Raw genomic sequence first — 25,387 nt, forward strand, 5'->3', positions numbered from 1 at the left:
TGTGATTACGTTGTGAAATGTGAGTTGTATATTGAATGCTTGGAATTGGTATTAACAAGGGGTAAGGCGTGCGAGAAATCCATTTACCTCCTTTTACAGTTTAAATCCAAATTGGGAGATTATAGAATGATAGTATCCAAGACGAAAGGAGGAATAAATCAATGATCATTAAAGCGACTCCCATTACATTGGAACAATTGAAGAACAAAGAGTTGGAAGCAGTACAATCGGAAGTGAACGTGCTGGGCGAAACACGTGAAGTTAGTGCTCGTGCAGTAGCAGCTCGTGCAGTATCTGCCCGTGCAGTAGCAGCTCGCGCAGTATCGGCTCGCGCAGTAGCAGCTCGTGCGGTATCTGCTCGTGCAGTAGCGGCTCGTGCATAATCCCTTGTATCTACTATGGCATTATGGTTAGTCCAATAGATGAGAGCTTCGGATGAAGCTCTCTCCCTATATTGAGAGTGCTCCGTATGATGGGTATAACGAGGTGTCCTAAACCGATGCATATCAAGCAAATATGGTCATACATTCCCAAGTTCGTCGTTCCTGTCCGGGAGTTGAGCGAACATCTGGGACTCAAACAAGCCCAGACCAAAGTGTTGGAGAAAATTCACGGTCTGAAACAGGTTCCGCAAGACAAAGACGGTGATCTGACTAAGCTGTTAGGACGTGTGCTCGCCCAGGTGGTAAACAGTCCGACAGTTGTTCCATCTTCTATCAAGTATATCATTTATTGCCACACAATTCAGGAAAATTTCCCCTTTCCAATGAAGGTATTGCAAGGTCTGAAGCAGGCTTACGGCATGCATCATGCCATTGCATTTTCACTGACACAGCAGAACTGTGCCTCAGGATTGATTGCGCTGGATGTTGCTGCAACTTTGCTGCCCTCTTTGGAAGAGGATGATCATATTTTAATCGTAACAGGTGAAAAAACATTCAGTCCCATTGTACAGCTCATCCCCAATACAACCGTTATGGGCGAAGCTGCGGCCGCCATACTGGTTGGTAAATCCGGCCCGGGAAGCAGGATGATGGGGCTTACGAACGTAACCCTTGGACAATTCTGCAACGTGCTGACAGGTGATCCCGAGACGCTCAAGGAATTTCAGGAAATCTATACACCCCAGCTCTGTGATGTCATTCACGAGGCAATAGATGGGGCGGGCCTGACGTTGGAGGATATCCGTTATATTGTCCCGCACAATGTGAATCTGTCTTCATGGAAAAAGGTTGCTGCACGATTGTCCTATCCATTGGAGCGGGTGTACACATCCAATGTGGGAGAAATCGGGCACTGCTTCTGTTCCGATCCCTATATTAATCTGAAAGAGATTTCAGATCAGGGGCTTTTGCAGAAGGACGACTACTATTTGCTTGTCACGGTTGGGCTGGGAGCAACATTCAGCGTGGCGGTGATGCAGTTCGCAGAAGAACGAGGTGATGAGATTGACCACACTGTTGACCGGATTTTCGAGAAAGCTGAAGCAGGCGCTTACAGGTCATGATGAAGCTGTTTTTATTTATATAAACAATTTTGAAGTCGAAGAATACTGGAATGAGCAGGGGGTACTGAAGTTGCCTTCCCTGAGTGTTGGTTCGGCTGCTGACGTTGTAAACCGGATGGAAGAGCTGGGGATTTTCCTGGCAGGTGAACAGGATGTCGTATTGCTCAAGGAACTGCCGGATTCCGGGTTTATAGCAGATGCACAGGCCATCGGTTTTGGTCGATCGCGTTTAATTGCTACTGAATATAATGAATCAGGATTGAATATTACAGCTAACATCCTGCATTGTCAGCGTACGCTGGACAGGCTGCGTGAACTGGCAGATAGACAGGATATACAGGCTTATCTGGTTCCCTTCGGAGCCTCGGATCAGGAAGAAGAACTATCCCAACGTACAGGTATTCCCCTTGCCGTACCACCGGCTGACATTTTCCGCAAAGTCAATGATAAGGGCTACTCCCGAAGGCTTAATGCCGAACTGGGTATCCGTCAGATTCCTGGCTGTGAGTGTTACTCCCTGGAGGAACTTACGTCCGGATTTGAAGATATGAAATCCGTGTTGGAACAGGGCGGGCGTATTGTTATGAAGGATTCGATGGGCGTCTCGGGCAAGGGAATCACCGTTATTGCAGATGAAGCCCGTTTCCACAAATGCATGAAATTGCTGGAGAAACAGGCAAGCAAGAAAGGGACAAGAGCTGTGAATTATGTGCTGGAGCAGTGGATCAACAAAACATGTGATCTGAATTACCAGATTTTAATTCATCGGAGTGGTGAGGTTGAATTGCTTGGTGTAAAGGAATCATTGGTCGAACAAGGCGTTCATCAGGGGCATCTCATGCCACCACATCTTGGTGATTCGCAGATCGCGGTAATCCGGGACGCTGCGTTGCAAATAGGTGCTGCGCTCCATCGGGATGGATACTACGGTGTAGCCGGTATCGATGCCATTGTGGATGAGGACGGAAGTGTGTGGCCTAATCTGGAGATCAATGCAAGGTTTAACATGTCGACGTATCAGACTGAGATCCAGAACCAGTGGATTCCTGAGGGGATGTTAGCTTTGGCCAAAAAATATACACTTCGTTTGAATCACCGCCTGGATTATGAAAAGTTAAGGTCAACACTTGGTCCTCTGTTATTTGATCCGCTGAAGGGCGAGGGCATACTTATCAACAATTTTGCAACGGTCAATGCGGCCTTCAAAGGTGAAGATCGTGTGTTCTCTGGTCGTCTCTATGGTGTCATTATTGCTCATTCGGCTGAGCAGCTACGGGCGAGGGATGCTGCTGTTGAAGCCAAGTTATCATTCATAAACGAGGTGAAGTAGATGTCTGGAGATTATCAGATTCAAGGGCTTGCGATTTCGGCCATCGCTGCACGATTCGGTACACCATTATACGTCTATGACGCTGAGGTATTAGAGCGAGTATATGAAGAACTTCGCAGCCTGCTGACTCCAAAGGTGGAATTGTTCTACTCATTAAAGGCTAATCCCAATATTTCAATTGTTCACCTGCTTCAAGGGCTTGGAGCCCAGGCAGAGGTCTGTTCCATGGCCGAGTTACATACCGCACTACAGGCGGGTACAAATCCGGAGCGTATAATCTTCCTCGGACCAGGCAAGACCGACGCGGAGATAACCGCATGCATTCGTCATGGCATCTACGCAATCGTCTGTGAATCGTTTCAGGAGCTTAACCGCATTGAAGCCATTGCAGCTGAAGAGGGACGGATTGTCCCCGTGGCACTGAGAATCAATCCTTCTTTTACCGTGAAGGGCTCACGGCTCACGATGGGTGGCAAACCACGCCAGTTTGGCATGGATGAGGATACTGTGATGCAGGGACGACAGCAATTGGAACGATGCTCACATGTGGATATTATCGGTCTGCATGTATACATGGGGACCCGTATGCTTGACGTGGAACCTATTGTGGAGAACACACGTCACATTCTGGAGCTTGCCGAACGGCTGGAGGAGCAACTGGGTATTCGGCTGCAGATGGTAGATGTGGGCGGTGGTCTTGGAGTTCCGTATTACGAGGGAGAACAGCCTCTGTCTGTGAGTGCCCTGTCTGCACAATTGAACCCTTTGTTCGAACAATTCAAGGAAAAACATCCTGACATCAGACTGTTCATGGAACTGGGAAGGTATCTGGTGGGAACCAGTGGGATGTTGGTTAGCCGAGCCTTATATGTTAAGGAGTCGTATGGAGAGACGTTTGTTGTGACCGATGGTGGTACCAATTGTCATATGGCTGCGGTCGGAATCGGCTCGTATGTGAAGCGCAATTTCCCGATTGCATCTTTGTCACGTTACGGAGAATCCCCGGTTGCAGAGTTTAATATTACTGGCCCTTTGTGTACCCCGAATGATGTTATTGGCAAAAAAGTAAACCTGCCTCCCGTTGAACAAGGAGATTTAATTGGTGTATTTCATTCCGGTGCCTACGGCCCTACTGCTTCACCAACCCATTTTCTCAGTCATGGAAGTCCGGCTGAAGTGATGATTAGTGGTGGAGAAGCCCATCTGATTCGGGAAAGGGATACTCCCGAAGATCTGCTGGGCAAACAGCGTTTGATCCCTGTTTCACATTCCGCAGTAACCAACAGATGAGGAGAGATGATGATCATGACAACCGCAGTATTGCTTGAAGAAATCAAAGGTGCCCTTGCCGAAGTACTGAATATGGAAGAGAACCAAGCTGTTACATGGGACACATCTTTATTTGATGAACTTCATCTGGATTCAACGTCTGTTCTGGAACTATTGATGACGTTGGAAGACCGTATTGAGGGGCTGGAGATCGACCCGGATGAACTGGAACCAGATGTATTTAACACAGTGGGTTCGCTAGCCGTATATATCGAAAAGCAACTCGTTGCTGCCTGATGGCGGCGCCTGTTACCATCCGGGACATGAAGGTCAGGCTGTTTAAGGACAAGCAGCCTCCGTTCGAACATCCGGAGTTGTTAAGATTTCACAGTGATTTGTTGGCGGGGTCCCCCGTGGTACCCCGGTTTCATCTGCTGGAGGGTCGTTATAACAATGCCTATCATGATATGAGTGTACTATTGCTCGAAGAGTCGGGGCTGGATCAGATCATGGGAGACGTGGATGTTCTCCTGCTGGCCTATCATTTTCCCAATATTCGTCCAGATATCTCCATTGTCAACTACCTGATGGACCGTTATCAGGCACGGTTCCTGAGTTTTGCCGTGAACGATATGGGGTTCGGGGCACCGTTCGCGGCACTACATATGCTCCAGCATTATCTGAACAGCGGCAACTACGATCGAGGAATGCTGCTTGTGCTTGATCAGACGTCTCTTCCCTACGAGACGGAAGGAGTGGGCGAGATTGTAGAACCGGACACGGGAGCTGTTCTGGTTCTGGATCGGTTGGCAGAAGGCGGTTCATCCCTTGTTGGTGTGGAAATACAATATGCCGAGAGTTCGATTGCCGAGACAGCAGAATTGTTACTGGACAGGCTTTGCGTTCAGGTATCCGTTAACCTGGCTCAGATCAGGCTTCTTGTCCATCCGCTGTTGGAGCAGGAAGTGTCCGGTACCGAATGGTTTCATGCTACAGGATGGCAAGGGAGTTACGATCCTGCTCACTGGAGCGCTGCACCATTCTTTGGTCTGAAGCAACTTCTTGAAGATCGGTGCACAAATGAATACATATGTCTGATGCACCTGGAGCCAGATGACAAGTTTATCTATGCACTTCTCATTCATGCAGGTGGATACGAAGAGCTGTAATCAGGAGGAGGGAAACGTGATGGCACTGGGTATAGTGGATATCGGTGTGTATTTGCCTGATCAGATCGAAGAGCCCGAGGTTGTTCTCGAATCCTTGGGACTGGGTAAAGGAGAGCTTCAATTACTGCGCAAATATCATCGTCTGAACGGTGTTCCCGTTACCCCTCCGGGTCAGCATCTGGATACTTCTATCGTTCGCGCGATTGGACAGCTTGTTGACAGACAACCTTTGCCTGCCATTGACCTTGTGCTCTATGCCCATTCTGCACATGTACAAGCACCAGGGGATTATAGGCCCTTGCAACGGGCTCTGAGTGAATATGGGCTCGAGCATATCCCCTTTTATAGTATTTCACAGATGAATTGTGCGTCCTCGATAGCCGCTCTTCAATGGCTTGAACGAATCTCCCGTACACAGCCTGATATTCGTAATGTTTTATTGGTATGTGCCGATCAGTTTAACTTCATGCCACCCGACTGGAGATATATTCGAAAGTCTACGATTCTGGGTGACTCGGCTGTTGCCATGCTTCTATCCAGAAACCATGGTCAGCACATCTTACAGGCTGCTCATGTTCTTCGGGATACGAGGTTCCATACCGGATATTATGCGGAAGTGGAAGAGATGACGTCATTTAACAAGCTGTATGTGGATCATATCATTCGAGGTATGGAAGAGCTGCTGTCAGCAGAGGGCCTGACATTTCATGATGTAGATCATATCTTTCCCCACAACGTCAATTGGACTACATGGAAGGAGTTTTCAAAGCGTACAGGCGTGGATCAAAAACAAATTTACCTGGATAATATCCCGCGGATTGGACATACCTTCTCCACGGATGCGTTCATCAATCTGAGCTCTGGGCTAGAGAATGAATGGGTGCATAAGGGGGAGAGGTCCGTACTGGTCAGCATTGGGCTGGGCAGTTTTTTTGGTTTTGCGTTAATTGAGCATGGAGATTGTTGATCATGAGTCAATAGGAGGAGTGCATATGTCAGTCTTGAATTCTGATGAGGTAGGTACTGTGCCGGTTGGTACAGAGGCCGCAGGTCGTCCGGTACCCACTGTAACAGATCTGCTGGAAGCAGCAATGTTGCGTTTGGATACACGTCCCGTGTTGTTATGCCAAGGGGGGATAATACTGGCGACACCTGAACTCGTGAAAAGTGGGCCATGGATATGTCATGCAGAGACAGGCCATATCTACGAATGGAAACAGGTACGTGCGGATCGGGTGGAAGATCGGATGTTGGAGCCTTCAGGTCTTTTACTCTACCGAATATTGGAACTTCAGAATGAAGATGTGGCATTTTTTGAAAGACAAGATGATGTCACAGGTGATATAGCTGATCTTCGAAAACGTATGCTTTATTTCCGTACTGAACTGTGCAGCGCAGGATTGGAGCAAGTGCGTAATCATCTATCCAGTCGCAACTCAGGGGGGCAATCCACACTTCAGCATCAACTGGTCAAGGGCATGATTGCAGATGTTTTGACTGTACTATATATGGCTGAGACTATTCAGTCGGATGAATTCGTATTAGAGCAATCAGGCATTTCGGAGGCTCGTACAAGCACATGGGTTCATCAAGAACTGGACGAGGCCTTCCGTCAATTGCAGCGTCTTGGAGGAGGGTTTGGCTATTTGCGACATGCGATCTCGGCTTACGTGTATGCAGGTCAAATGGTCAAAAATATGCTGCTCATTCCGAAGGAGGCCTTCTGATGATTACACGATCTACCATTGCTGTTTTTGAGCGGGAAATGAAACAATATGCCACGGAATTACGTGATATTGGCCTGGTCATTGACCGTGAACCTGAGCGTATAGCTGAGTTCACACATCTGGCATCTCTGCGAACCATCAATCGCATGATGATCCCGCCGGAATATGGCGGTGAACCGATCGTCACTGTAGGTCAGGAACGATATTATGGTCTTTCCTGTCTGGAAAGAGTTATCGCGATTGAGGAACTGTCAGCAGGTGATGCCGGTGTATTTCTGGGGAGCCCGGGTCCATCGATGTCCAGTGTAATCATATCAGCTCTGGCTGACTCACAACAGAAGGAGCGGTACTATTCTCATTTTCTCAAGGGACCCGCGTGGTCATTCTTCGCTCTTACTGAACCGGAAAAGGGCTCGGATGCTACGGGTATTGGCACACGAATTTCGCGGAACAAGGAAGGCAAACTGAACCTTGACGGACAGAAGTACTATATCGGTAATGGTAGTCGTGCCAGCATCGGACTGGTATTTGCTCAGACCAATCGTACGCCTCTCGGCATCCAGATTGCGCTGGTAGACACGTCTGTGCAGGGATTCAGCGCCACACCTCTGGATACGATGGGGGTTAGAGGTGTGCAATTGAGTCACCTCACGTTGGATGGTTTTCCGTTGGCAGAGGAAGATATCATCGGGCGTCATCTCAGTCCAACCAAGCGTGGATTATGGGGCGCGCTTCAGACCTTTCATCGTATGCGGCCAGGTGTCGCTGCACTTGCGCTTGGAGTCGCACGGGCAGCATATGATTATGTGAAGGAGCAGAGGTCTGTTTTCTCGGAGAGGGAGAAGGTGGAGTTAGAGCGACTGGAGATGCGCCTGCATTCACTCCGTAGCATGATTCGCAGCGCAGCGGCGGAGATTGATGCCGATGTGCAGAAAGGGTATCTGGCTTCCCTGAGCAAAATTCGTGCTGGAGCACTGGTTGAGGAGGCCACGGAACTGGCGCTTGACCTGATGGGACCTGGTTCCATGATTGACCATCCTTTATTGAATAAATGGTATCGGGATGCGCGTGCCTTCGAATTCATGGAAGGAACTACCTCCATTCAGAAGATCAACGTTTTCCAAGCCTATGCCAATGGAAAAATGAAGCATGCCTGATACGCTGAATAACCCTCGTGCGATGTCTGTCTATGTTAATCATATCTGTTGGGTTACGGCCGAAGATCACTTGTATACCACGGACATGCTCGATGTGGAAGATTACTATTACTTATCTCCACACATATATATGGAAGAGAACTATTATGACAGGTCTATTGTGCGAACCCGCTCTTTGCGATCCGATGATCAACGGGTAACTGCCGGTGATCTTGCGCTAGTTGTCATGGAACCTTTGGCTTCTGGTACAAGTGAGCGCTGGGATCTGCTGATTCTGGCCCAGACCTATCCTGAACGCTACGCCATGAATCCACCTTTGGCCCGAATTCTGGAGTCTACCTCCTGGAAGGTGGACTATCCACTGGCACTTTCCCATATGGGGCCACTCGCTGCTACGGAAGGAATGCAGGCTGCAGCATGGACACTAGGGAGAGAGGAACGGGGGATGTTTGTTCTGGCGGAACAACGTGTGATTGAAGAGCACGATTCTCCCGGAGATCTGTCTGATATGGCTGTTGCCTTGGAGTTAAACAGACAGTCCGGTGCTCTTGCCGTGAATTATATAGGAAAGAGAACGGTTGACGATATCGAAGGGAGTGTTATGGCTTCAGAGATTATATCCATTATAGATGAGTTCATGGATGCTGGTCAGACGGAGAATATTCTTCTTCAATCCCGTTTACGTAGACACATAATCCCTTATTCGAAGCCAGGCATATCCTTGATCAAGTCAGTCTACCACGTACCTGAAACTATTGATTACCAAAGTGGCGACGTGTGGATACAGCTCGCTGAACAATTACAGAACGGAAATATAAAGGTAGATGATCGTGTTCTATTGATATCCTGGGATGGCGAACGGCTGTTATCAGCCTGCTGTGTACATGTAGTACATATGCCTGTCCTGACTCGTCTCACAATACATCAGGAAGTGAAGACATCATGAATGGAGGAGGGGATTGAATTTGAAAGGTCTGGATTATACTTCGGGATCGGTGAACCGGCTGTTAATCCGCACTGCAATACCGATGCTGCTTGCTTCTTTGGTTAACGTAACAACGCAGCTGGTCAATGTTTTTTTTATGGGTCATACCAGTCAGACCGTGTTATATGTGCTATCACTGTATATTCCCATTTCTTTTATCATGATTGCGCTTGTGGAAGCCATGCAATTGTCGGTTCAGGTTGCTGTCTCACGGAGCAGAGCGGAGGGTTCGCGGGCTTTTACATCGCTACTTGGGCATATGCTTGGCAGCGCAGCTATTTTTTCAATTGTTGCTGGCGGTGTGGTTATGCTGGTGTCGCCACTTCTCTCCTGGTTTTATGCCGTCCCTATGGATGTAAGGCCCATGTTTACCATTTATGTGGCGGGCATGATGGCAGCAGGTGTGCCCGCTGTGCTCGCAGCGGTGGGTGGTGCCGCATTGCGTGGGTTGGGCCGAGCTCAAGCGGCAGCGTGGAATTCCGTAGGTACGGCATCGCTCAACATTATGCTGGTGTACTGGTTCGTTTCGGTGGCTGGAATGGAATTGAAGGGAATTGTATACGCCAATCTTATTTCTTCAACACTCTCTTTGCTCATAAGCCTTTTGATTCTGATATTGAGGAAGGAATTTGTGTATGAACGGGTAACATTTGTGTGGAAACATCTCATTGCACTTCAGCAGGTAGGCATTCCCGTATTTATTTCGTACTGTCTTATCTTTTTGAGTACTTTCTTTTTCAACAAAATCGTCAGTCGATTTGGGGAAGGGGTAGTTGCTGGATTCGGAGTTGGATACCGAATTCAGACGATGGCTATACTGCCCGGAATCGTTATTGGATCGGCTATCGGGATCATGATTAATCATAACCTCAAAGAGGCTCATCGACCACGTGCATACGAGAGCTATCGCAGAGGTCTGGTACAGTCATTCATTCTTTATGCCGTAATTGCCGTATCCATCTGGGTATGGCGGGAACCGTTGACAGCTTTTCTGATTGCGGATCCCGTATCCCGTGCAGAAGCGGCCCGATATCTGGCAGTGGTTTCCCTTTCCTATCTGACCATGGGTCCTATGATGACAACGCTGCTTACCATGGAACAGAGTGGACGCGGCTATCAGGCCCTGCTTATGAATGCTGCATATTTTCTGCTTATTATTGTTGCAGGGTGGGGGCTGACACGAATCTTTGATCATGTGGGATACTTCTATGGCGTCATTGCTTTTGTTAATGCAGCGAGTTCATTATGCATCTTACCCGTGATCAGGCTGTTCAAAAAGGACTATACAGATTCATCCGGGCATAAACCCACTGACGCGGATGAGCAGGAGGGTCTAGCTGCTCAGAGTTATTCGACCTAGATATAACCAATATCAAATAGAGGAGGTCTCATTATGAAAGCTCCGGAACCTGTATACCTGGTACGCCGCATCGGCGATACGTTGATTGCAGCCGATGAGACGTTCAGCCAGTTCTATCAGATTGAACCCGCTGAAGAATTGGAGACACGTCCGATCCCCCAGCTAGATGGCATTGACCCTCCAGATGAGCCTTATTTTTCACTGAAACCTCTCGTAGGTCAAGATTCACCGCATCTCTATATGCTGGGTATTCCCTATTCGGGAGGTTCAGGTATGGAGGGATCAAAAGTCGCGGGATTTGAGCAATCTCTTCGGGCCGAATCATGGAAAAAGGTAATGTATCCAGCTCTGACGCAATCCCGCATATCAGGACTATATGACATTGGCAGTGGCCAGAGATTACTTGAATCAGTAATGATGCAGGATTTGGGTACTTGCCAAACAGATGATACGGATTCCTACTCGAAGGGTCTTAACTCAGCTCTGGTATATACGGAAAGGGAAGAGGCGCTACTGTGCTGCATTGGTGGGGATCATTCCATTACGTATTCCATCCTGAAATCCATATTGAGTCGATCCGAAGCAAGAATCATACTCGTCCAGTTTGATGCCCACCATGATTGCGGGGTGGATGCTATTCATCAGAGTGAGATGCATCATGCCAATTTTGTGAGGCATCTACTGACGGAGGACGGTATCGCCGCAGTCGTGCAGATTGGTCTGCGCGGCCTTCGTTCTGTAGATCAGATGTACAAACATCCCAAATTGGTTCAGATTCCTGCAGAACAGATGACCCCGGAACGAGTGCGAACAACCCTGCTTGATATACAGCACAAGTTTCAGGCGGAAGCAGCCTATTTATCGTTTGACTTAGATTGTCTTGATCCTGGGAGTTTTCCTTATGTTGATTTTCCTATCAGTGGAGGCCCGTCATGGTTTAACACCCGAAACTGTGTGGTCGCAGCACTGGAATCCTCCTTGCCCTATGTGGGCTTTGATATGGTGGAAGGGCAGGAAGCAGAATCGGATGAACGCATTCCGGGGCAATATGAGATGGCCCTCAGAATGCTTACGTATATGATGGATGGCATGCATCGAAATTACCTGCGACATGGAAAGGATGCTCTTAGAGTTTCTCAAGCCTTGGAGGGGACACGTAGATGATGAACTTTAGATCGTTATATGATATGTACCGTGAACAGGTCAGAGATGAACTTCATAAGGAGCGACAGGATGGCATTCATTTGGGGTCCTTTTATGCACTGATGAACATTATCAAGGAGATGGCTCCGCTTAAGCCGAAGCAGTCTGCTGAGTCCATCTGGATGGACTATCTCGCATTTCTTCGTACAATTAATGAGCACAAGAAAAGCCCCTATTCGTTTATGGAGTGGGATGAGGTAGAGGGGCGGGAACATCTGCAGGCAACGTTGCGGGAAGGTGGGGCATTATTAACCTGGCATTATGGTTTTGTGAGGCACAATATGATTACGATTGGACAGGAAATACGTGCAGGCCATATGTCTGCCAAGCTTCCATTCTATCTGATCGCCGAGCAGGAAACAGTGGAACAGGAGAAGAAGCTATCCGGTTGGGAGGCCATCCGCAAGTATGCAGGTGCGGAACTGCTCAATGCGGAGGATGAGATGATTGGCATCAGGCTGTATTCCCATTTGCGGAAAGGTGGATCATTCAGTCTTTTTGTAGATGGACAGACCGGATTCAATACGGATAACCATGCTGTTGAACTACCTTTTCTAAGTTCGAAAATTCGCACTCGAAGTGGTATTTATCGTATTTTGGCCAAAACACAAAAGCCAGTATGTGTATACTTTATGACCCTTACAGAGGACTTTCGTTCCAAGATCGTTTTTCTGCCACCAGTTGTATTGGATCAGGATATTCAGGCTTCTGCTGATAGGATATACGAGCCATTTCGCGAGCAACTGTTAAGCCAGCCAGCATTGTGGCGTTTCTGGGACAGGCATCACCAGCAGGTCATCCACTGGAGAGATGATGAAACATCAATTACTGATGAAGCAGTCAGCCGTGTAGACTGGATTTCCAAGCCACTTGATGGTTTTGGACAGCTCGGTCTGAACACGGACAGTGGAGCAATCTATAATATCAGTTCGTAGATGGAAGTGAGGAGGGGCGGCAAGATGCAGTCTTTTACTACTGAGAGGCGTAATAATCTGTCGGTGCACGTGCTGCCAACACACCAATATGCCAATGATTACGTGCAGATTAACCTGATCAATGCACAGCAAACCATACCCTCAGCAATATTTGTCATGATAGTCCGTTTGTTAATGAACAGCTGTCGTCGCTTTCCATCGAACAGGCTACTCCAGCAACAGTTATGGTCCCTGTATGGTGCAGACCTGACCAGTCGTTTTGATTACAAAGGCGATACTCAGATTGCCTCGATCACGATGCGCATACCTCGTATAACAGAAGATAAGTTAATATCTGGAACGCAGATGGAAGCCATGCATAGCGCTGTGCAATTACTCGCAGGCTTGTTATATGACCCGGCAGTTGATGATTATGGCATGTTCGAAGAGATGCAAGTGCAGGATGAAATGGCTTGGACTGAACATCATATCGCGCATGATGGAACGGATTGGGACAAGGTGGTGCAGAGCCGCTGTCTGGAATGGATGGGATATGAAGGGCAGAACCGTCAATTGGCTCTGGATGAACTACGGCATTGTGTCATATCTCATGAGTTATGTCGGCACTATCAGGCATTGATCCAAATTCCGATCCATGTTCATGTTCTTGGCGATATCCATCCTTGGCGAATTATGGATCTGATCTGGGAACAATTTGAATGTGGGAACAGGGAAGTGTTCAAACGCTGTTGTTCGGAGAGGGAATCAGAACTACACCCAATGAACATACAATATCCAGGAGAGGAAGAAGTAGTGGGGCGACAAGGTAATCCTGCGGAGCAGCGGGAGGCTGAAGCCATGATGATGGAACTGTTGGACATTCAACAGTGCAAGATCAATGTTACTTATAGTACAGGTATTCGATATGGCTCTGCTTTATATCCGGCTTTGTTTGTATTCCATACCTTATTTGGAGCGACACCCGCGTCCCGGTTGCAGGTTGAATTACGTGAACGTTCCCAGTTGGTATATCAAGTTACCAGCACATTGGATGATTTTCGGGAAACGCTTCACATTACAACGGGTACCAGCAGTGCTAACGTGACGGCTGTTCTCGAAGGAATCGATATGGAATGGAAGAGAATCTGTGACGGAGATGTATCAGAGAGGGAGTTATACACCGCTGTGCAGAATGTGATGCATTATGTTCAGGTCGGATTCGATCTGCCACATCAGGTCATTACAAATCATATGGATCAGGTGTTAAGCGAAAGTCAGATGACGACTGTACAATTCCTTGAAGAAATAGCAGAAGTAACTCCTGAAAGGGTGGCTTCCGTTGCTACCGAGTTGAGGAAAGAAGTCACATGGATTCTCTACCCAGAGAGTGAATATTCCGCATAGGACAGGAGGGAAATCATGAGTAGTACCACATTAAATTCATGTGTCTGCAAGCGTTTATCCAACGGCCTGAACGTGAGTATACTGCCACAACCCAAATATAGTCATACATTTGTATCCTGTTCTGTACCCTATGGGTCCATTCACGATATTACGCTTGCGGGTACGGCACATTTCCTCGAACACATGATGTTTTATAATCCCGATGGTCAGTCCGTCAAATCACTTCTTCATGCCGAAGGGGCCTCAACGTCGGCGCTGACGCGTTATGATGTAACGACGTACCAACTTGCTTGTACAGGCAATCTAAGGAACAGCCTTCAACTTTTTATGAATATGATTGCAACTCCCTATTTCACGAAAAGAAACATTGAGCGTGAGCGGAGGGCCATTCATCAGGAACTGGAAATGTACAAGGATCAACCCTCCTGGCTGGCTCTTCAGCAATTGTTGCAGATGATATATGGTAACGACCATCCAATCACACAGGATGTTGCGGGCACATCGGAGAGTATTGCCGACATTACCGTAGAATGGCTGAGCAATGCCTACACAAGTCATTATGGGACTTCTCGAATGTCTGTGGCAGTAGTGGGACCTGTTGAACCGACGGAGATATTCGAATGGTTAGAGAACTTTTCGATGGATCAACCCAAGATGATATCCCATACTCCATTCATTCAGCCGTTGCAGGAACGGGACGAGACTTATAAGGAAATGAATGGTGGATATTCAATACCTCTTGTCCGGTTTGGCTTTCAGGAAGAGAGGCCGGTTACGCAATTGGAGACTCAAGTTGCAACCATGATTGGTATCGAAGCCCTTCTAGGAGAGACTTCAACATTCTTCACAGAGAGTGTGAAGTCAGGTTTGCTCGGGAAGGGGAGTCATTGGGATCACTATTACAGGCAGGAATTTGCTTTTTCCAATGTCTGTGGGTATTCCGTTGATCCCGTTGAATTACATCAACGAGTTAAGGAAGAATGCAGTCGCATTCAGGATCGTATGCTCTCTTCCGAAGATATACACTATGCTCGGATGAAGTGGATCAGTAATCACTATGCAGATATGGATTCATTGAAAAAACGTTGCATGCACATTTCTGAATATGGCGTTATCGGGCTGGATTACATGCAAATGAGCGAATGTGCTATGAAACTGACGGATGAGGATATCGGAATCCACCTAAAACGTATAGCGAAACCGAGTCATCTGAGGATGTCCGTTGTTCGTTGAGCAAGAAGAGTAGGGAGAGGGGGTGACCTTGTGAAACCTGCAGTTACAGGTTGGAAGGAATCCGCTGCGGTTCATTTTGTGGCAAATGAAGTACATATCTGGACGCAGCCTCTTCCGCACAAGGGAGAGGATTTTTTGTCAAGGTTGGATATAGACACCTGTGTACTGAGCCAGGATGAAATTGAACGTGTACAGAGAAAACAGAAACAATCCATGCATGATGCTCAGAATCTGGTTATGTCGCGTACATTTCTGAGAGAAGTACTGGCAATGTACACGGGTCAATCAGCGTCAGATATTTATATTGAATATGGAGCTTCAGGCAAACCATATGTTCGGTGTGGACCGCAGTTTAACCTTTCTCATACCGAAGGATGTTGTGTACTGGCATTAGCGGCTCATACAGAGCTGGGAATTGATCTTGAGTATGTACGTCCGTTGCTGCGGATGAGCGCGGTGATCAGGCGATTTTTGACGGAAGATGAGAAGTGTTATGTACTGAATCACAGGGAGGAAGAACAGGTAACGATCCGGCGTGTTTGGCAAGTCCTCACACAAAAAGAGGCTTGGATTAAGGCGTGTGGTCAATCTCTGTCCGGACAGTGGCGAAAACTGAATACGATGGGAGAAGGGTTAGATGGGCATCACGTTGTGGAACGGGAAGGGCAACATTATAATTTGCAGTCTTTGAACGTCGGCCCGAATTATTCCACCACCTTATGCACTACAGGGAAGACAAGACCACTTGTACGCTGGATGAATGTTGATGATGATAAACAAAGCTAGGGATTATTTAAAATTATAACTCACATATCTATTGTCTAAACATTGGCATTACCTATAATATGGACAAATGGTACCTTAATTTACCAATGTTAAATTCATTGGTTCAATTCCAAGGAGGTTTGTCATGATTCAGTTTCCTAAACCGGATGTCGAGCAATATTTTCAGACGTACCGTATTTCACATTTTGCCGTATCGGCAGACGAGAAACGTTTGTTCATGGACAGCAATCTGAACGGTCAGCCGAATATTTGGGCGATGGATTTGCCTGGAGGATACCCGTATCCTTTAACGTACTTGAATCAGAGCAGTCAATTTATCAAAGCAGACCCGCAGGGGCGTCATCTTCTTACCGCGTTTGATCGGGATGGAGATGAGAACTATCATCTATATGCACTCCCACCCGAGGGTGGGGTTCCACTGCCTGTGGTTCCGGCGGAACCGAATGATCGCTGTTATTTCGCTGAGTTGTCCGAGGATGGACAGCGTCTCTATTATGTTACCAGCGCGGGTAATCCGAATTATCTGAATTCACGCCGCATCGATCTGGAGACAGGGGAAGATGAACTGTTATACAGTGGAGAAGAGGTTACTAGCAGCCTGGTTGCTGTAAGTCCTGACGAGAAGAGTTATGTTATTTTAAAAATGTACTCCAATACGTATCAGACGGCGCATCTGTATCGTAACAATGAAGAAATGGTGATTCTGCCAGCTTCAGAACATTATAGTCAGGTATCTGATCTGATTTTTGCAGATGATAATCGTCTTCTGTTCATTACCAATGATGACTCCGCATACGCCTATGTGGCTGAATACCGTATCGATACCCGTGAATTCCGCTTATTGTGCAGAATCGAAGGGGAAGATGTGGAGTTTATCCGCTGGCATCAGGCTTCCGAGACCTTATATTTCTGGACACTTACAGGGCCAGAGAATCGTATGTACGTATTGGGCAAAAATGCCGATGAGCCTCGGCGCATAGAGATGCCGCTGGATACGATAGAGCAGGTGAACGTTACAAAGGCTGGCAATGTGTATATCCTTGGACGTGGAGCGATTCAACCGCATAATATATATCGCAAAATAGCAGGTGCTGAGTCCTGGGAGCCGCTGACCGCCAATCGGGTAACCGGACTGGACCCAAGTGATCTCGTGTACCCTGACGTTATTCGGTATAACTCCTACGACGGACTGGAGATCGAAGCTCTCTTGTTCAAAGCAAAACCAGAGCAGGCCAATGGCTACACCGTATTTTGGCCTCATGGTGGGCCGCAATCTTCCGAAGCAAAGTTTTTTCGGCCGATGTTCCAGATGATGCTCGCTCAGGGCTATCATATCTTTGCACCTAACTTCCGGGGCAGTACCGGGTATGGTGCGGAATTCGTCAAATTGGTTGAGCGGGATTGGGGCGAAGGCCCAAGGCTGGACTGTGTTGCCGGGATCAACTGGTTGTTTGATCAGGGAATTACATCGCCAGAGCGGTTGTTTGTGGTAGGTGGAAGTTATGGGGGATATATGACCCTGTTATTGGCAGGTCGCCATCCGGAGCTCTTCCGGGCAGCGGTCGATATTTTTGGGCCAAGTAACTTGTTCACATTCCTGGAATCCGTACCGGAAGATTGGAAACCGATGATGGATAACTGGCTGGGTGATCCGGTCCGTGACCGCGAACGTTTAACGAAGGATTCACCGATTACGTATCTCGATCAGATGGTGAATCCAATGCTGGTCATTCAGGGTGCTAATGATCCAAGGGTCGTGAAGGCCGAATCCGATCAGATCGTGGCTGCGCTCCAGTCCAAGGGAATTGATGTGGAATACATCGTTCTGGATGATGAAGGTCATGGCTTCTCCAGGAAGACAAACGAGATTCTTGTGTACCGCCGGATGCTGGAGTTTTTGCAGAAACATCAGGAGTCACCCGTTGCACAAGCTTAAGTTGAGAGATTCCATCGTTGACTGAAATATAGTGAGATGAGGAAAACCGCCAAAGATCAAGGATGATCTCTGGCGGTTTTATACGTGCGCCCGCATGTTGGGCGACATATATGGAACGATACATTCTACTAATCTAACAATGCGACAATCGAATTGATGGACTGCTGCGCCCACTGTGCAAAAGGCAGGTCGGCTGCCCACGTCACTTGTCCTGTCGCTTTGGCTTCCCCCCACCACAAGATACGTTGATAGAGCAGATGCATGCTGAGACGTGTGCGGAAGTGTTGGCATTTCTCCGCATCTGTTGCACAGACCAGATCCCGGTAGCAGCGAAGGAACTGTGCGGCCAGTTCTGGTTGACCCTCACGAACATACCTGGTGGATATTTTGGTTAGGTCGGCTGTACCGTCTCCGAAATAGGCGGTTGTAAAATCGAACAGACCACTAATCTGCCACCCTGAAGAACGGTCGTCCAGATTTTGTATCAGAATATTCTCGACCTTGAAGTCTCCCATAACAAAACACGGAACAGCCCTGGACCGAAATGCCGGTTCAGCATTCTTGAATTGCTCGTCCACCCACTGAACATCTTCATCCGTAATCACCGAGTACTGTTCAGCATCATGTAACCAGTGACGAATGGTTCCGTACAACCAGTCCAGATAATCGCCTGCAAAGGAAACAATCTGCTGCGCTACAGGATCATATTCCCCGGCATCAGGCACCTTCCAGCGATGCAGTTCAGCCAAAGTATGGGCAAACATACAGGCAATCTCTTCCTGATCTTGCTGTGACAGCGAAGCCTGGAATGCTGGATCATACAGGTGATTCCCGGGCAGGCGTGGCATTATGGCATAACTCCAGCCTAGCAGATGGGTATCTTCATGTAATAAATATGGATCAGGGACAGGAATGGACGTATGTTTTGCCAGTTGTTCTACAAAGAACTTTTCTTCCTGTAACTGTCCTGCATATAAAGGATTGCCTTTTAGAATATACTCTCCACGGGAAGAGCGAATGAGTAGTGTCTGACCCATAACACCTTTATCCGTTCGTCGATAATCTTCAAGAGTTCCCAGGTCAAGCTCATTCAGCGCATCCTGTAATAAAACTGCGGCCACTTCGCCAAGTTGATTGGAACCAAAATATATACGGGTTGTCATATGGCCAGACCCTCCTGGGTGTTAGTCCTCATTCTCTTCGTCAGACAGGTCATACGTATCCTCATCGACCAATCCACGGATGAAAGCTTCAAAATTCGGCGCAAGATATGTAATCTCATAATCATTTTCCTGATCGACATGAACTACACAGGGTTCACCTTCAGGGCCGCAGAAGCGATAATCCAGCATAACAACATCATGACCAGCGGATGGACAATCACAGATCACAATCCCCAGGTCGGGGTATCCCCAATCTTCGATCATGAACCGACTTCCCAGCTCACCAGCGAGTGCGTATATTTTATCGTGTCCAATTCCCATAATGCTTGAAATGGAAATGTGATCCTCAGCCCAGGAAGTAGCTTCTTTGGTGGGAAATACAGTGAGCGTAGGGATACCGCCGTTTTGCGTATTCATCAGTTGAATATAGGAAGCGGGCAGCTTGTAACCCAATTCCTTCTCAATAGTCAAAATCTCTTCTTCATCAAAAGGTTCTGATACATGATTTTCCTGGGCATAATCACTCTGTACCCAGAACGTTGCGGGATCATAAGTCCCTGAAGCGGCTCTTAGATGGTTCTGTATACCGCTCTGCTCGAATGCGGCAAGCTCCTCTTCATGACGCTGGCGATCTTGACGCATCTTGTCCGCTTCGGGACGAATCTCGCGAAGGAATTCAAGGGTAGATTCATCATGGGGCAGAAGTTCATCAGCTCTCTCAAAAGCCAGTAATGCCTGTTCATAACTCGCTATATGACAGTATGCATAACCCAAACGGTATTGCCAGAGCGGGTCGTTTACTCCACGCTCCTGGACAGACAACAAATGTTGAATGGCTTCGCGGTAACGTGCGTCATTGTTATAGACTCTGGCGAGTTGACCAATCAGATCATAATCCCGCTCTGAGACGGGGATTCGTTCAATATGTTCAATAATGAGACTGAATTGGTCCTGCTCATGCCACAAGTTGATTTGATCCAGCAGTTTTCTTTCCATGAATAGGCCTCACTTCCGTAGGAGGGGTATGAATCTCTTTCATTATATAATAAGTATGTGTTGGTTGGAGAATGTATAAATCAAGCTCTTCGTAGCATACTGTTTAAGTATGCTTTAAGTTTAATCTATAAAGTTTAAGTTGTGTTTAACTTTGTTTAAGTATGATATTGAAAGTTAAACTTTACTATCCTATACTAGGAGTGTGAGGTGAGATGGATATGGGAATCACAAGAGTTGAGAAGAATATATTTAGTCAGAACACGGATGAGATTGCTTCTGAGTTAGTTCAGAGCTTGAGTAATTCGGATAATAGTATTTTACTGTTCAAAGTGCTGGCATTTGCAGTCAAAAATAATGCTGAATTTGTTCGTAATCTGGATGAATCTATCTTTGAAGATGCTGATATTTTTAGAGAAAAGTATGTTACTCTTCTCAAACATGCGTTAAGTCAAGCAGTGGATGTACCGACAGGTATTACAGACAGTGGTGTTCCTTCTATTGAAGCTGTACGTTCTTATACTCCTAAAGAATTATCTGTATTTTTTGGAGTGAGTATTACGACGATTTTTAACTGGATTGATCAAGGCCGTTTTATGGGAATTCAAAGAGCCGGGTCCAACAAACATAATCTCATCCCAGACAATACTACATATGTGTATGGATCAGGTAAGAGAACGACGATTAAAGAGATTGTGACTATGTGGAAAAAGGAAGAGGCAGAACGCCAATCCACAATAGAAGTTAGTGACCTGGATTACCACACAGGGCAAATTGCCTTATATGAAGATAAATACAAAGGGGAATTCGAACGGACACTCGGAACTAAATTGAACTTAACACCTGAAGAAGAAACCGATGCACAAGTTTGGAAACACCATTTGGGGAGGCAGCGTCTTGGCTTTAAAGATACCGAAAAGTAATTTTCGTTTTATTGAGAATGATTTTTCAGATATTATTATGGAGATTCGAGATGGTGCCCAGGGTCTTCCAAGCAGTGCTAGAACTATTCGTAAAACAATTGTCTTTAATGATTTATCGAAGATGTACTGTGTAGAGGAGATAGATCGAAACGGGGGATTCATCGAGTTATATTGGTATGATTGGTATGATGATCAAAAAGAGTTGATTATGAAATTCCATGCTCATTATCATCCTGATGAAACACCTGCTAATATTACGATGTATGACCCGTTTCATATTCATACGGTAAATGAGAGAAGATTGAATAATGAAAAATTTCAAGAATTATATACGATTCTTGAATTTATTAGATTAAGAAATATCTCTATTAAATTATAATAGTTCAACGCTGATATGATGTTTGTACATACGAATTAAACAACACTCCCTGAACTTAGGCATGATAGCCACAGTTCAGGGAGTGTTGTTTTTATAATCTATTCTTTATTACAAATCGTCAAATCCGTTATCGTCGCCAACTTTACCGTAGTTACGGGATTTAGCTTCGAAGAAGTCTGTTTTGGTTGCATTCAGAGCTTCATCGGAGAATGGTTTGATCCAAGGCATGCAGTTTACATCCACACCTTCATATGCTTTTTCCATACCCATCAGACGCAGACGTTTGTTGGCGATGTACTTGATGTAATCTTCCAACTCGTTCAGGTCAATACCGCGCACGTTGCTGAGTGTGTAATGTGCCCAGTTGGTTTCAAGCTCAACAGCACGATGGATGGTTGTGTATACGTAGTCCATGTTCTCAGGTGTGTTCAGTTCAGGGAAGTCCACCAGCAACTGTTTGTACACTTCAGCGAAGAAGTAACAGTGTTGGTTTTCATCCCGCTGGATATACGAGATCATCTGGCTGGTTGCCATCATTTTCTGGTCACGGGCCAGGTTGTAGAAGAAGGCAAACGTACTATAGAAGAAGATACCTTCGAGTACCAGATCGGCTACCATGGCCTGGAAGAACGTCTGTGGAGACGGCTCGTCCCGGAATGTTTGGTAAATATCTGCGATGAAACGGTTACGGTCAAGCAGGACTGGATCATGTTTCCAGTATTCGAAAATTTCCTTTTGCTCCCGATCAGATACGATCGAAGACAGGACGTAAGAGTACGATTGGTTATGAACGACTTCCTGTTGTCCGATAATGGCCGAGATCGCTTCGAGTGAAGAATCGGTAAAGTAACGTTTTACATCACCAACAAACATCGTTTGCATAGAATCAAGTACCGCGAGCAGGGAGATGTTGATTTTAAACGTACGTTGCTCTTCCTCATCCAGTTGAGCAAACTGGGAAGCATCTTTGGACATTGGAATCTCGTCTGCAATCCAGTGGTTGAGCAGCAGTACTTTGTACAATTTGTACATATGAGGCATGCGAATGTCGTTCCAGTTCAGGATACCGGAGCATTCACCTTCAATAATACGGGTTGATTGGTTAGGGGCTTCGGTGTTAAAAATTTTCTGTACTTGCATTGTTCCGTTCACTCCTTGAATGAATTTACACTGTATAACTACGATGACAGAACAACCTTCCGATCGCTGTTATCCCCTGATTTTTTTGATTCCCTCTTTTAAAGAGGAAAATCCGGTGATAAAGGCGAGCGCTCCGCTTCTTCAGCTTTGTTCTGTCCTCTTCGTTATCGTGTAATCATTAATTCTTTTATATATATTAGGGTTGTATAATGTGGCATCTATATCAACATCTTGCGATGCTGTGATCGTTTTTTTAGGCAAAAAAGAACCAGGGCAACGCCATTTTGCAATCAAAACAGGATGCCCTGGTGGTCACCTCGAATCTAGTAAATCTTCTCTATCATGGATAAAGCGTAAATTGCGCAAAAATCAAGATTCTTCAATTGTTAATGCCCGGCTACGAACATAATAAGTTGATTTCATGCCGGCTCTCCAGGCGTGCAGATGCAATTCCAGGAATTCTGTTGCTTTGATATCTGGTCGAACATAGAAGTTGAAACTTTGTCCCTGATCGACGTGGCGCTGACGGGCAGCCGCCATATTAATGGAAGCATGTTGGTCCACCTGGAACGCCGTTTGGTAATAAGGGCTTGTTTTTTCGGACAGATCCGGAGCCGGATTGGCAATTTTGTAAGTTGTTTTCTCTTCATAAGATAACAGCTCATAGAGCGGATCAATACTAGCCGTTGAACCGGCAATAATGGACGTGGAACCGTTAGGTGCAATGGCGAACAACCAAGCATTACGTACACCGTTTTGTCGTACTTCGGCTTGCAGTTCTTTCCACTGTTCGGTTGTCACGAACTCGCCTACGCGCTCACCTGATGTGTACTCGCGTTGGTCGAAGTAATGACCACTTTCCCAATCGGAACCTTTGAATTTCGGATAATGTCCTTTTTCTTTGGACAGCTCCATACTGGATTTTACGAGCAGATAGTTAATTTTTTCATACAGATTATCGTTATACGTTACCGCTTCTTCAGACTCCCAATGAATGCCTTCGAGAGCAAGCAGGTGGTGAAGTCCAAACGTTCCCAGACCGACTGCGCGATATTGGCTGTTGGTATATTGGGCTTGCAACACTTCAATGTTGTTAATGTCGATAACGTTGTCCAGCATGCGCACCTGAATTGGAACGAGACGCTCCAATACATTATGAGGTATAGCACGTGCCAGATGGATGGAGTTCAGGTTGCAGACAACAAAGTCGCCAGGCACTTTGGAAATCACGATGCGAGTTTGTCCATCCTTGGTTACGAGTTCTTCCTTTTCAATCACAGTGGCAGACTGGTTCTGCATAATTTCGGTACACAGGTTGGAGGAGTATACCATACCGTGTGCACGGTTAGGATTCGAGCGGTTAACCGTATCGCGGTAGAACATGTATGGCGTACCTGTCTCCAGTTGGGATTTCAGTACACGCTTCATGATGTCAATCGCCTGTACTGTAATCCGGGACAGCAGTGGGTGATTCACCGCTTCTTCGTATTTATCACGGAACGCACCTTCGCCAAAGGACTCATCATAGAAATCTTCCAGTCCGAGTGCACGACCATTCTCGTCCTTCCAGCCCATCACTTTCTTTGTTTCGTGCGGACAGAACAGGCTCCATTCGCCGCGAGTGGATACCCGCTCCATGAACAAGTCAGGCAGACAGATGCCGTGGAATACGTCATGCGCACGCATACGCTCGTCGCCGTTGTTCAGCTTCAGATCGAGGAAGGCCAGAATGTCTTTGTGGAAAACGTCTAGGTACACGGCAATGGCACCTTTACGCGTACCGAGCTGGTCTACGCTGACCGCTGTATTGTTCAGTTGGCGAATCCAAGGGATTACACCGGAACTTGTATTTTGGTGACCACGGATATCCGAACCACGAGCTCTGACTTTGCCGAGGTAAACGCCGATGCCGCCACCCATTTTGCTCAGACGAGCTACATCCGTGTTGGAATCGAAGATACCTTCGAGTGAGTCGTCCACCGTATCAATGAAGCAGCTGGAGAGCTGACCGGCTACTTTTTTACCTGCATTGGACATCGTAGGAGTAGCTGCGGTCATGTACATGTTGCTCATTGCCCAGTATGCTTCCTTGACGAGATCCATACGTTTCTCGGCAGGCTCTTGGTGCATTAGGAACATGGCGATAACCATATAACGCTCTTGTGGCAGTTCCATTACTTTTCCATCAAAATCGTGTGCGAGGTAACGCTCTGCCAGTGTGAGCAAGCCGATGTAATCGAAGAGCAGATCGTTGCGATAGTCAATGCACTCAGCAAGTTCGTCGATCTGTTCCTTGGTGTAACATTCCAGCAATTCTTCGCGGTAGATACCTTTCTTCACGAGATCTACAAGAAGAGGGTGGAATGCGCCATAAGGCTCGTCCGGGTAAGACTTGTATCTGCGGTTGGTAGCCGCTTTTTTGTAAAGGGAAGTGAGCAGGGAGCGTGCCGCTGCAAATTTCCAATTAGGCTCCTCTTTAGTTACCAGTTCCAGTGCGCTCATGATAAAAGCGTTGCTGATTTCGTCTCCGGTAACTTCATCACGGCGGAGCTTGCTGTTTACCCCACGTACAAGACGTTCCTTGTCCAGCATTTCCAGTCCTTCCAAAGTACGGTCGGCATATACCGAGATGCGCATATCATCAAAGGCAAGCTGGCGGTTGTTCGGCTTGGTCACAACTTGTGGCATGAATATTCCTCGCTTTCGCATGTTAAAGAGATAAATTGGAGAAATTCTTTATATAAAGAATTGAGTGTTGTCTTACGGTGAGAAAAAGGTAAAGGTTGCTTTTGGCAGACTGAAACGGCGG

23 protein-coding genes are annotated in these 25,387 nt (G+C 46.8%); 19 read left to right on the forward strand and 4 right to left on the reverse strand.

The genetic code is table 11. The annotated features are described in order from the left end of the window. Positions 1-161 precede the first annotated feature (161 nt). The 17 genes from MHH25_RS02770 to MHH25_RS02850 all read left to right on the forward strand — a co-directional run bounded on the left by MHH25_RS02770 (position 162) and on the right by MHH25_RS02850 (position 17,980). The gene (locus MHH25_RS02770; protein ID WP_036607418.1) at positions 162-383 is read left to right on the forward strand and encodes a hypothetical protein; all 222 of its coding nucleotides are present in this window, start codon (positions 162-164) and stop codon (positions 381-383) included. 116 nt (positions 384-499) lie between these two features. Then, entirely contained in the window at positions 500-1,507 is a 1,008-nt protein-coding gene (locus MHH25_RS02775) for a ketoacyl-ACP synthase III family protein (protein ID WP_076254489.1), read from the forward strand. Continuing rightward, on the forward strand, positions 1,443-2,837 hold the full coding sequence (locus MHH25_RS02780; protein WP_340019073.1) for an ATP-grasp domain-containing protein: 1,395 nt from the start codon (positions 1,443-1,445) through the stop codon (positions 2,835-2,837). Before MHH25_RS02775 ends, MHH25_RS02780 begins: the two co-directional genes overlap by 65 nt. After that, positions 2,838-4,127: a diaminopimelate decarboxylase gene (gene lysA, locus MHH25_RS02785; RefSeq protein ID WP_340019075.1), complete on the forward strand. Its 1,290-nt coding sequence runs from the start codon at positions 2,838-2,840 to the stop codon at positions 4,125-4,127. Between the two features lie 15 nt (positions 4,128-4,142). Further along, positions 4,143-4,403 (forward strand): acyl carrier protein, encoded by a 261-nt coding sequence (locus MHH25_RS02790; protein ID WP_036607413.1) that lies wholly within the window; start codon positions 4,143-4,145, stop codon positions 4,401-4,403. A 116-nt stretch (positions 4,404-4,519) separates the two neighbouring features. Further along, positions 4,520-5,275: a hypothetical protein gene (locus MHH25_RS02795; protein WP_340019076.1), complete on the forward strand. Its 756-nt coding sequence runs from the start codon at positions 4,520-4,522 to the stop codon at positions 5,273-5,275. 19 nt (positions 5,276-5,294) lie between these two features. After that, positions 5,295-6,242: a ketoacyl-ACP synthase III family protein gene (locus MHH25_RS02800; protein WP_340019077.1), complete on the forward strand. Its 948-nt coding sequence runs from the start codon at positions 5,295-5,297 to the stop codon at positions 6,240-6,242. A 25-nt stretch (positions 6,243-6,267) separates the two neighbouring features. Next, positions 6,268-7,002 (forward strand): hypothetical protein, encoded by a 735-nt coding sequence (locus MHH25_RS02805; protein WP_340019078.1) that lies wholly within the window; start codon positions 6,268-6,270, stop codon positions 7,000-7,002. After that, positions 7,002-8,159 carry an acyl-CoA dehydrogenase family protein gene (locus MHH25_RS02810; protein ID WP_340019079.1) on the forward strand — a complete coding sequence of 386 codons (1,158 nt, stop codon included), beginning with the start codon at positions 7,002-7,004 and terminating at the stop codon, positions 8,157-8,159. The genes MHH25_RS02805 and MHH25_RS02810 overlap by 1 nt, the downstream gene beginning before the upstream one ends. Then, positions 8,152-9,105 carry a hypothetical protein gene (locus MHH25_RS02815; protein WP_340019080.1) on the forward strand — a complete coding sequence of 318 codons (954 nt, stop codon included), beginning with the start codon at positions 8,152-8,154 and terminating at the stop codon, positions 9,103-9,105. Before MHH25_RS02810 ends, MHH25_RS02815 begins: the two co-directional genes overlap by 8 nt. A 13-nt stretch (positions 9,106-9,118) precedes the next feature. Beyond that, complete coding sequence (locus tag MHH25_RS02820; protein ID WP_340019081.1) at positions 9,119-10,504, forward strand: MATE family efflux transporter; 1,386 nt, start codon at positions 9,119-9,121, stop codon at positions 10,502-10,504. Positions 10,505-10,537: 33 nt separating this feature from the next. Next, positions 10,538-11,668, forward strand: coding sequence for an arginase family protein (locus tag MHH25_RS02825; protein ID WP_340019083.1), 1,131 nt, complete (start codon positions 10,538-10,540; stop codon positions 11,666-11,668). Further along, positions 11,665-12,642, forward strand: coding sequence for a hypothetical protein (locus MHH25_RS02830; RefSeq protein WP_340019084.1), 978 nt, complete (start codon positions 11,665-11,667; stop codon positions 12,640-12,642). Before MHH25_RS02825 ends, MHH25_RS02830 begins: the two co-directional genes overlap by 4 nt. Before the next feature lie 24 nt (positions 12,643-12,666). Then, positions 12,667-14,025, forward strand: a complete 1,359-nt coding sequence (locus MHH25_RS02835) for an insulinase family protein (RefSeq protein WP_340019086.1) — start codon at positions 12,667-12,669, stop codon at positions 14,023-14,025. A 15-nt stretch (positions 14,026-14,040) separates the two neighbouring features. Continuing rightward, entirely contained in the window at positions 14,041-15,258 is a 1,218-nt protein-coding gene (locus MHH25_RS02840) for a pitrilysin family protein (RefSeq protein WP_340019087.1), read from the forward strand. 30 nt (positions 15,259-15,288) lie between these two features. Next, positions 15,289-16,044: a 4'-phosphopantetheinyl transferase superfamily protein gene (locus MHH25_RS02845; protein ID WP_340019089.1), complete on the forward strand. Its 756-nt coding sequence runs from the start codon at positions 15,289-15,291 to the stop codon at positions 16,042-16,044. A gap of 124 nt (positions 16,045-16,168) precedes the next feature. Continuing rightward, positions 16,169-17,980, forward strand: a complete 1,812-nt coding sequence (locus MHH25_RS02850) for a S9 family peptidase (RefSeq protein ID WP_340019091.1) — start codon at positions 16,169-16,171, stop codon at positions 17,978-17,980. Between the two features lie 128 nt (positions 17,981-18,108). On the opposite strand, the gene MHH25_RS02855 is transcribed toward MHH25_RS02850, so the two are convergent. After that, positions 18,109-19,143, reverse strand: coding sequence for an aminoglycoside phosphotransferase family protein (locus MHH25_RS02855; protein WP_076319488.1), 1,035 nt, complete (start codon positions 19,141-19,143; stop codon positions 18,109-18,111). Positions 19,144-19,164: 21 nt separating this feature from the next. After that, positions 19,165-20,139: an SMI1/KNR4 family protein gene (locus MHH25_RS02860; RefSeq protein ID WP_340019093.1), complete on the reverse strand. Its 975-nt coding sequence runs from the start codon at positions 20,137-20,139 to the stop codon at positions 19,165-19,167. Positions 20,140-20,351: 212 nt separating this feature from the next. Here MHH25_RS02860 and MHH25_RS02865 point away from each other — a divergent pair, with 212 nt between their 5' ends. Both MHH25_RS02865 and MHH25_RS02870 read left to right on the forward strand, forming a co-directional pair. Further along, positions 20,352-21,059, forward strand: coding sequence for a hypothetical protein (locus tag MHH25_RS02865; RefSeq protein ID WP_339196812.1), 708 nt, complete (start codon positions 20,352-20,354; stop codon positions 21,057-21,059). Further along, a complete protein-coding gene (locus MHH25_RS02870) occupies positions 21,034-21,438 on the forward strand; it encodes a DUF6516 family protein (RefSeq protein WP_051449816.1) in 405 nt (134 codons plus the stop codon). Before MHH25_RS02865 ends, MHH25_RS02870 begins: the two co-directional genes overlap by 26 nt. A gap of 108 nt (positions 21,439-21,546) precedes the next feature. Here the strand turns inward: MHH25_RS02870 and MHH25_RS02875 are convergent, their stop codons facing one another. Together MHH25_RS02875 and MHH25_RS02880 are read right to left on the reverse strand one after the other, a co-directional pair. Continuing rightward, entirely contained in the window at positions 21,547-22,578 is a 1,032-nt protein-coding gene (locus tag MHH25_RS02875; protein WP_036607380.1) for a ribonucleotide-diphosphate reductase subunit beta, read from the reverse strand. Positions 22,579-22,947: 369 nt separating this feature from the next. Then, positions 22,948-25,266, reverse strand: a complete 2,319-nt coding sequence (locus MHH25_RS02880) for a ribonucleoside-diphosphate reductase subunit alpha (RefSeq protein WP_047840293.1) — start codon at positions 25,264-25,266, stop codon at positions 22,948-22,950. Positions 25,267-25,387: the final 121 nt, after the last annotated feature.

The organism is Paenibacillus sp. FSL H3-0457 (assembly GCF_037981725.1).
GTDB lineage: Bacteria > Bacillota > Bacilli > Paenibacillales > Paenibacillaceae > Paenibacillus > Paenibacillus amylolyticus.

What these genes read in the sequence shown, in the direction of transcription:
- MHH25_RS02770 (WP_036607418.1), top strand. Translation starts at nt 162, where the DNA reads ATGATCATTAAAGCGACTCCCATTACATTGGAACAATTGAAGAACAAA.
- MHH25_RS02775 (WP_076254489.1), top strand. Translation starts at nt 500, where the DNA reads ATGCATATCAAGCAAATATGGTCATACATTCCCAAGTTCGTCGTTCCT.
- MHH25_RS02780 (WP_340019073.1), top strand. Translation starts at nt 1,443, where the DNA reads ATGAGATTGACCACACTGTTGACCGGATTTTCGAGAAAGCTGAAGCAG.
- lysA (WP_340019075.1), top strand. Translation starts at nt 2,838, where the DNA reads ATGTCTGGAGATTATCAGATTCAAGGGCTTGCGATTTCGGCCATCGCT.
- MHH25_RS02790 (WP_036607413.1), top strand. Translation starts at nt 4,143, where the DNA reads ATGACAACCGCAGTATTGCTTGAAGAAATCAAAGGTGCCCTTGCCGAA.
- MHH25_RS02800 (WP_340019077.1), top strand. Translation starts at nt 5,295, where the DNA reads ATGGCACTGGGTATAGTGGATATCGGTGTGTATTTGCCTGATCAGATC.
- MHH25_RS02805 (WP_340019078.1), top strand. Translation starts at nt 6,268, where the DNA reads ATGTCAGTCTTGAATTCTGATGAGGTAGGTACTGTGCCGGTTGGTACA.
- MHH25_RS02810 (WP_340019079.1), top strand. Translation starts at nt 7,002, where the DNA reads ATGATTACACGATCTACCATTGCTGTTTTTGAGCGGGAAATGAAACAA.
- MHH25_RS02815 (WP_340019080.1), top strand. Translation starts at nt 8,152, where the DNA reads ATGCCTGATACGCTGAATAACCCTCGTGCGATGTCTGTCTATGTTAAT.
- MHH25_RS02825 (WP_340019083.1), top strand. Translation starts at nt 10,538, where the DNA reads ATGAAAGCTCCGGAACCTGTATACCTGGTACGCCGCATCGGCGATACG.
- MHH25_RS02830 (WP_340019084.1), top strand. Translation starts at nt 11,665, where the DNA reads ATGATGAACTTTAGATCGTTATATGATATGTACCGTGAACAGGTCAGA.
- MHH25_RS02835 (WP_340019086.1), top strand. Translation starts at nt 12,667, where the DNA reads ATGCAGTCTTTTACTACTGAGAGGCGTAATAATCTGTCGGTGCACGTG.
- MHH25_RS02840 (WP_340019087.1), top strand. Translation starts at nt 14,041, where the DNA reads ATGAGTAGTACCACATTAAATTCATGTGTCTGCAAGCGTTTATCCAAC.
- MHH25_RS02850 (WP_340019091.1), top strand. Translation starts at nt 16,169, where the DNA reads ATGATTCAGTTTCCTAAACCGGATGTCGAGCAATATTTTCAGACGTAC.
- MHH25_RS02855 (WP_076319488.1), bottom strand. Translation starts at nt 19,143, where the DNA reads ATGACAACCCGTATATATTTTGGTTCCAATCAACTTGGCGAAGTGGCC.
- MHH25_RS02860 (WP_340019093.1), bottom strand. Translation starts at nt 20,139, where the DNA reads ATGGAAAGAAAACTGCTGGATCAAATCAACTTGTGGCATGAGCAGGAC.
- MHH25_RS02865 (WP_339196812.1), top strand. Translation starts at nt 20,352, where the DNA reads ATGGATATGGGAATCACAAGAGTTGAGAAGAATATATTTAGTCAGAAC.
- MHH25_RS02875 (WP_036607380.1), bottom strand. Translation starts at nt 22,578, where the DNA reads ATGCAAGTACAGAAAATTTTTAACACCGAAGCCCCTAACCAATCAACC.
- MHH25_RS02880 (WP_047840293.1), bottom strand. Translation starts at nt 25,266, where the DNA reads ATGCCACAAGTTGTGACCAAGCCGAACAACCGCCAGCTTGCCTTTGAT.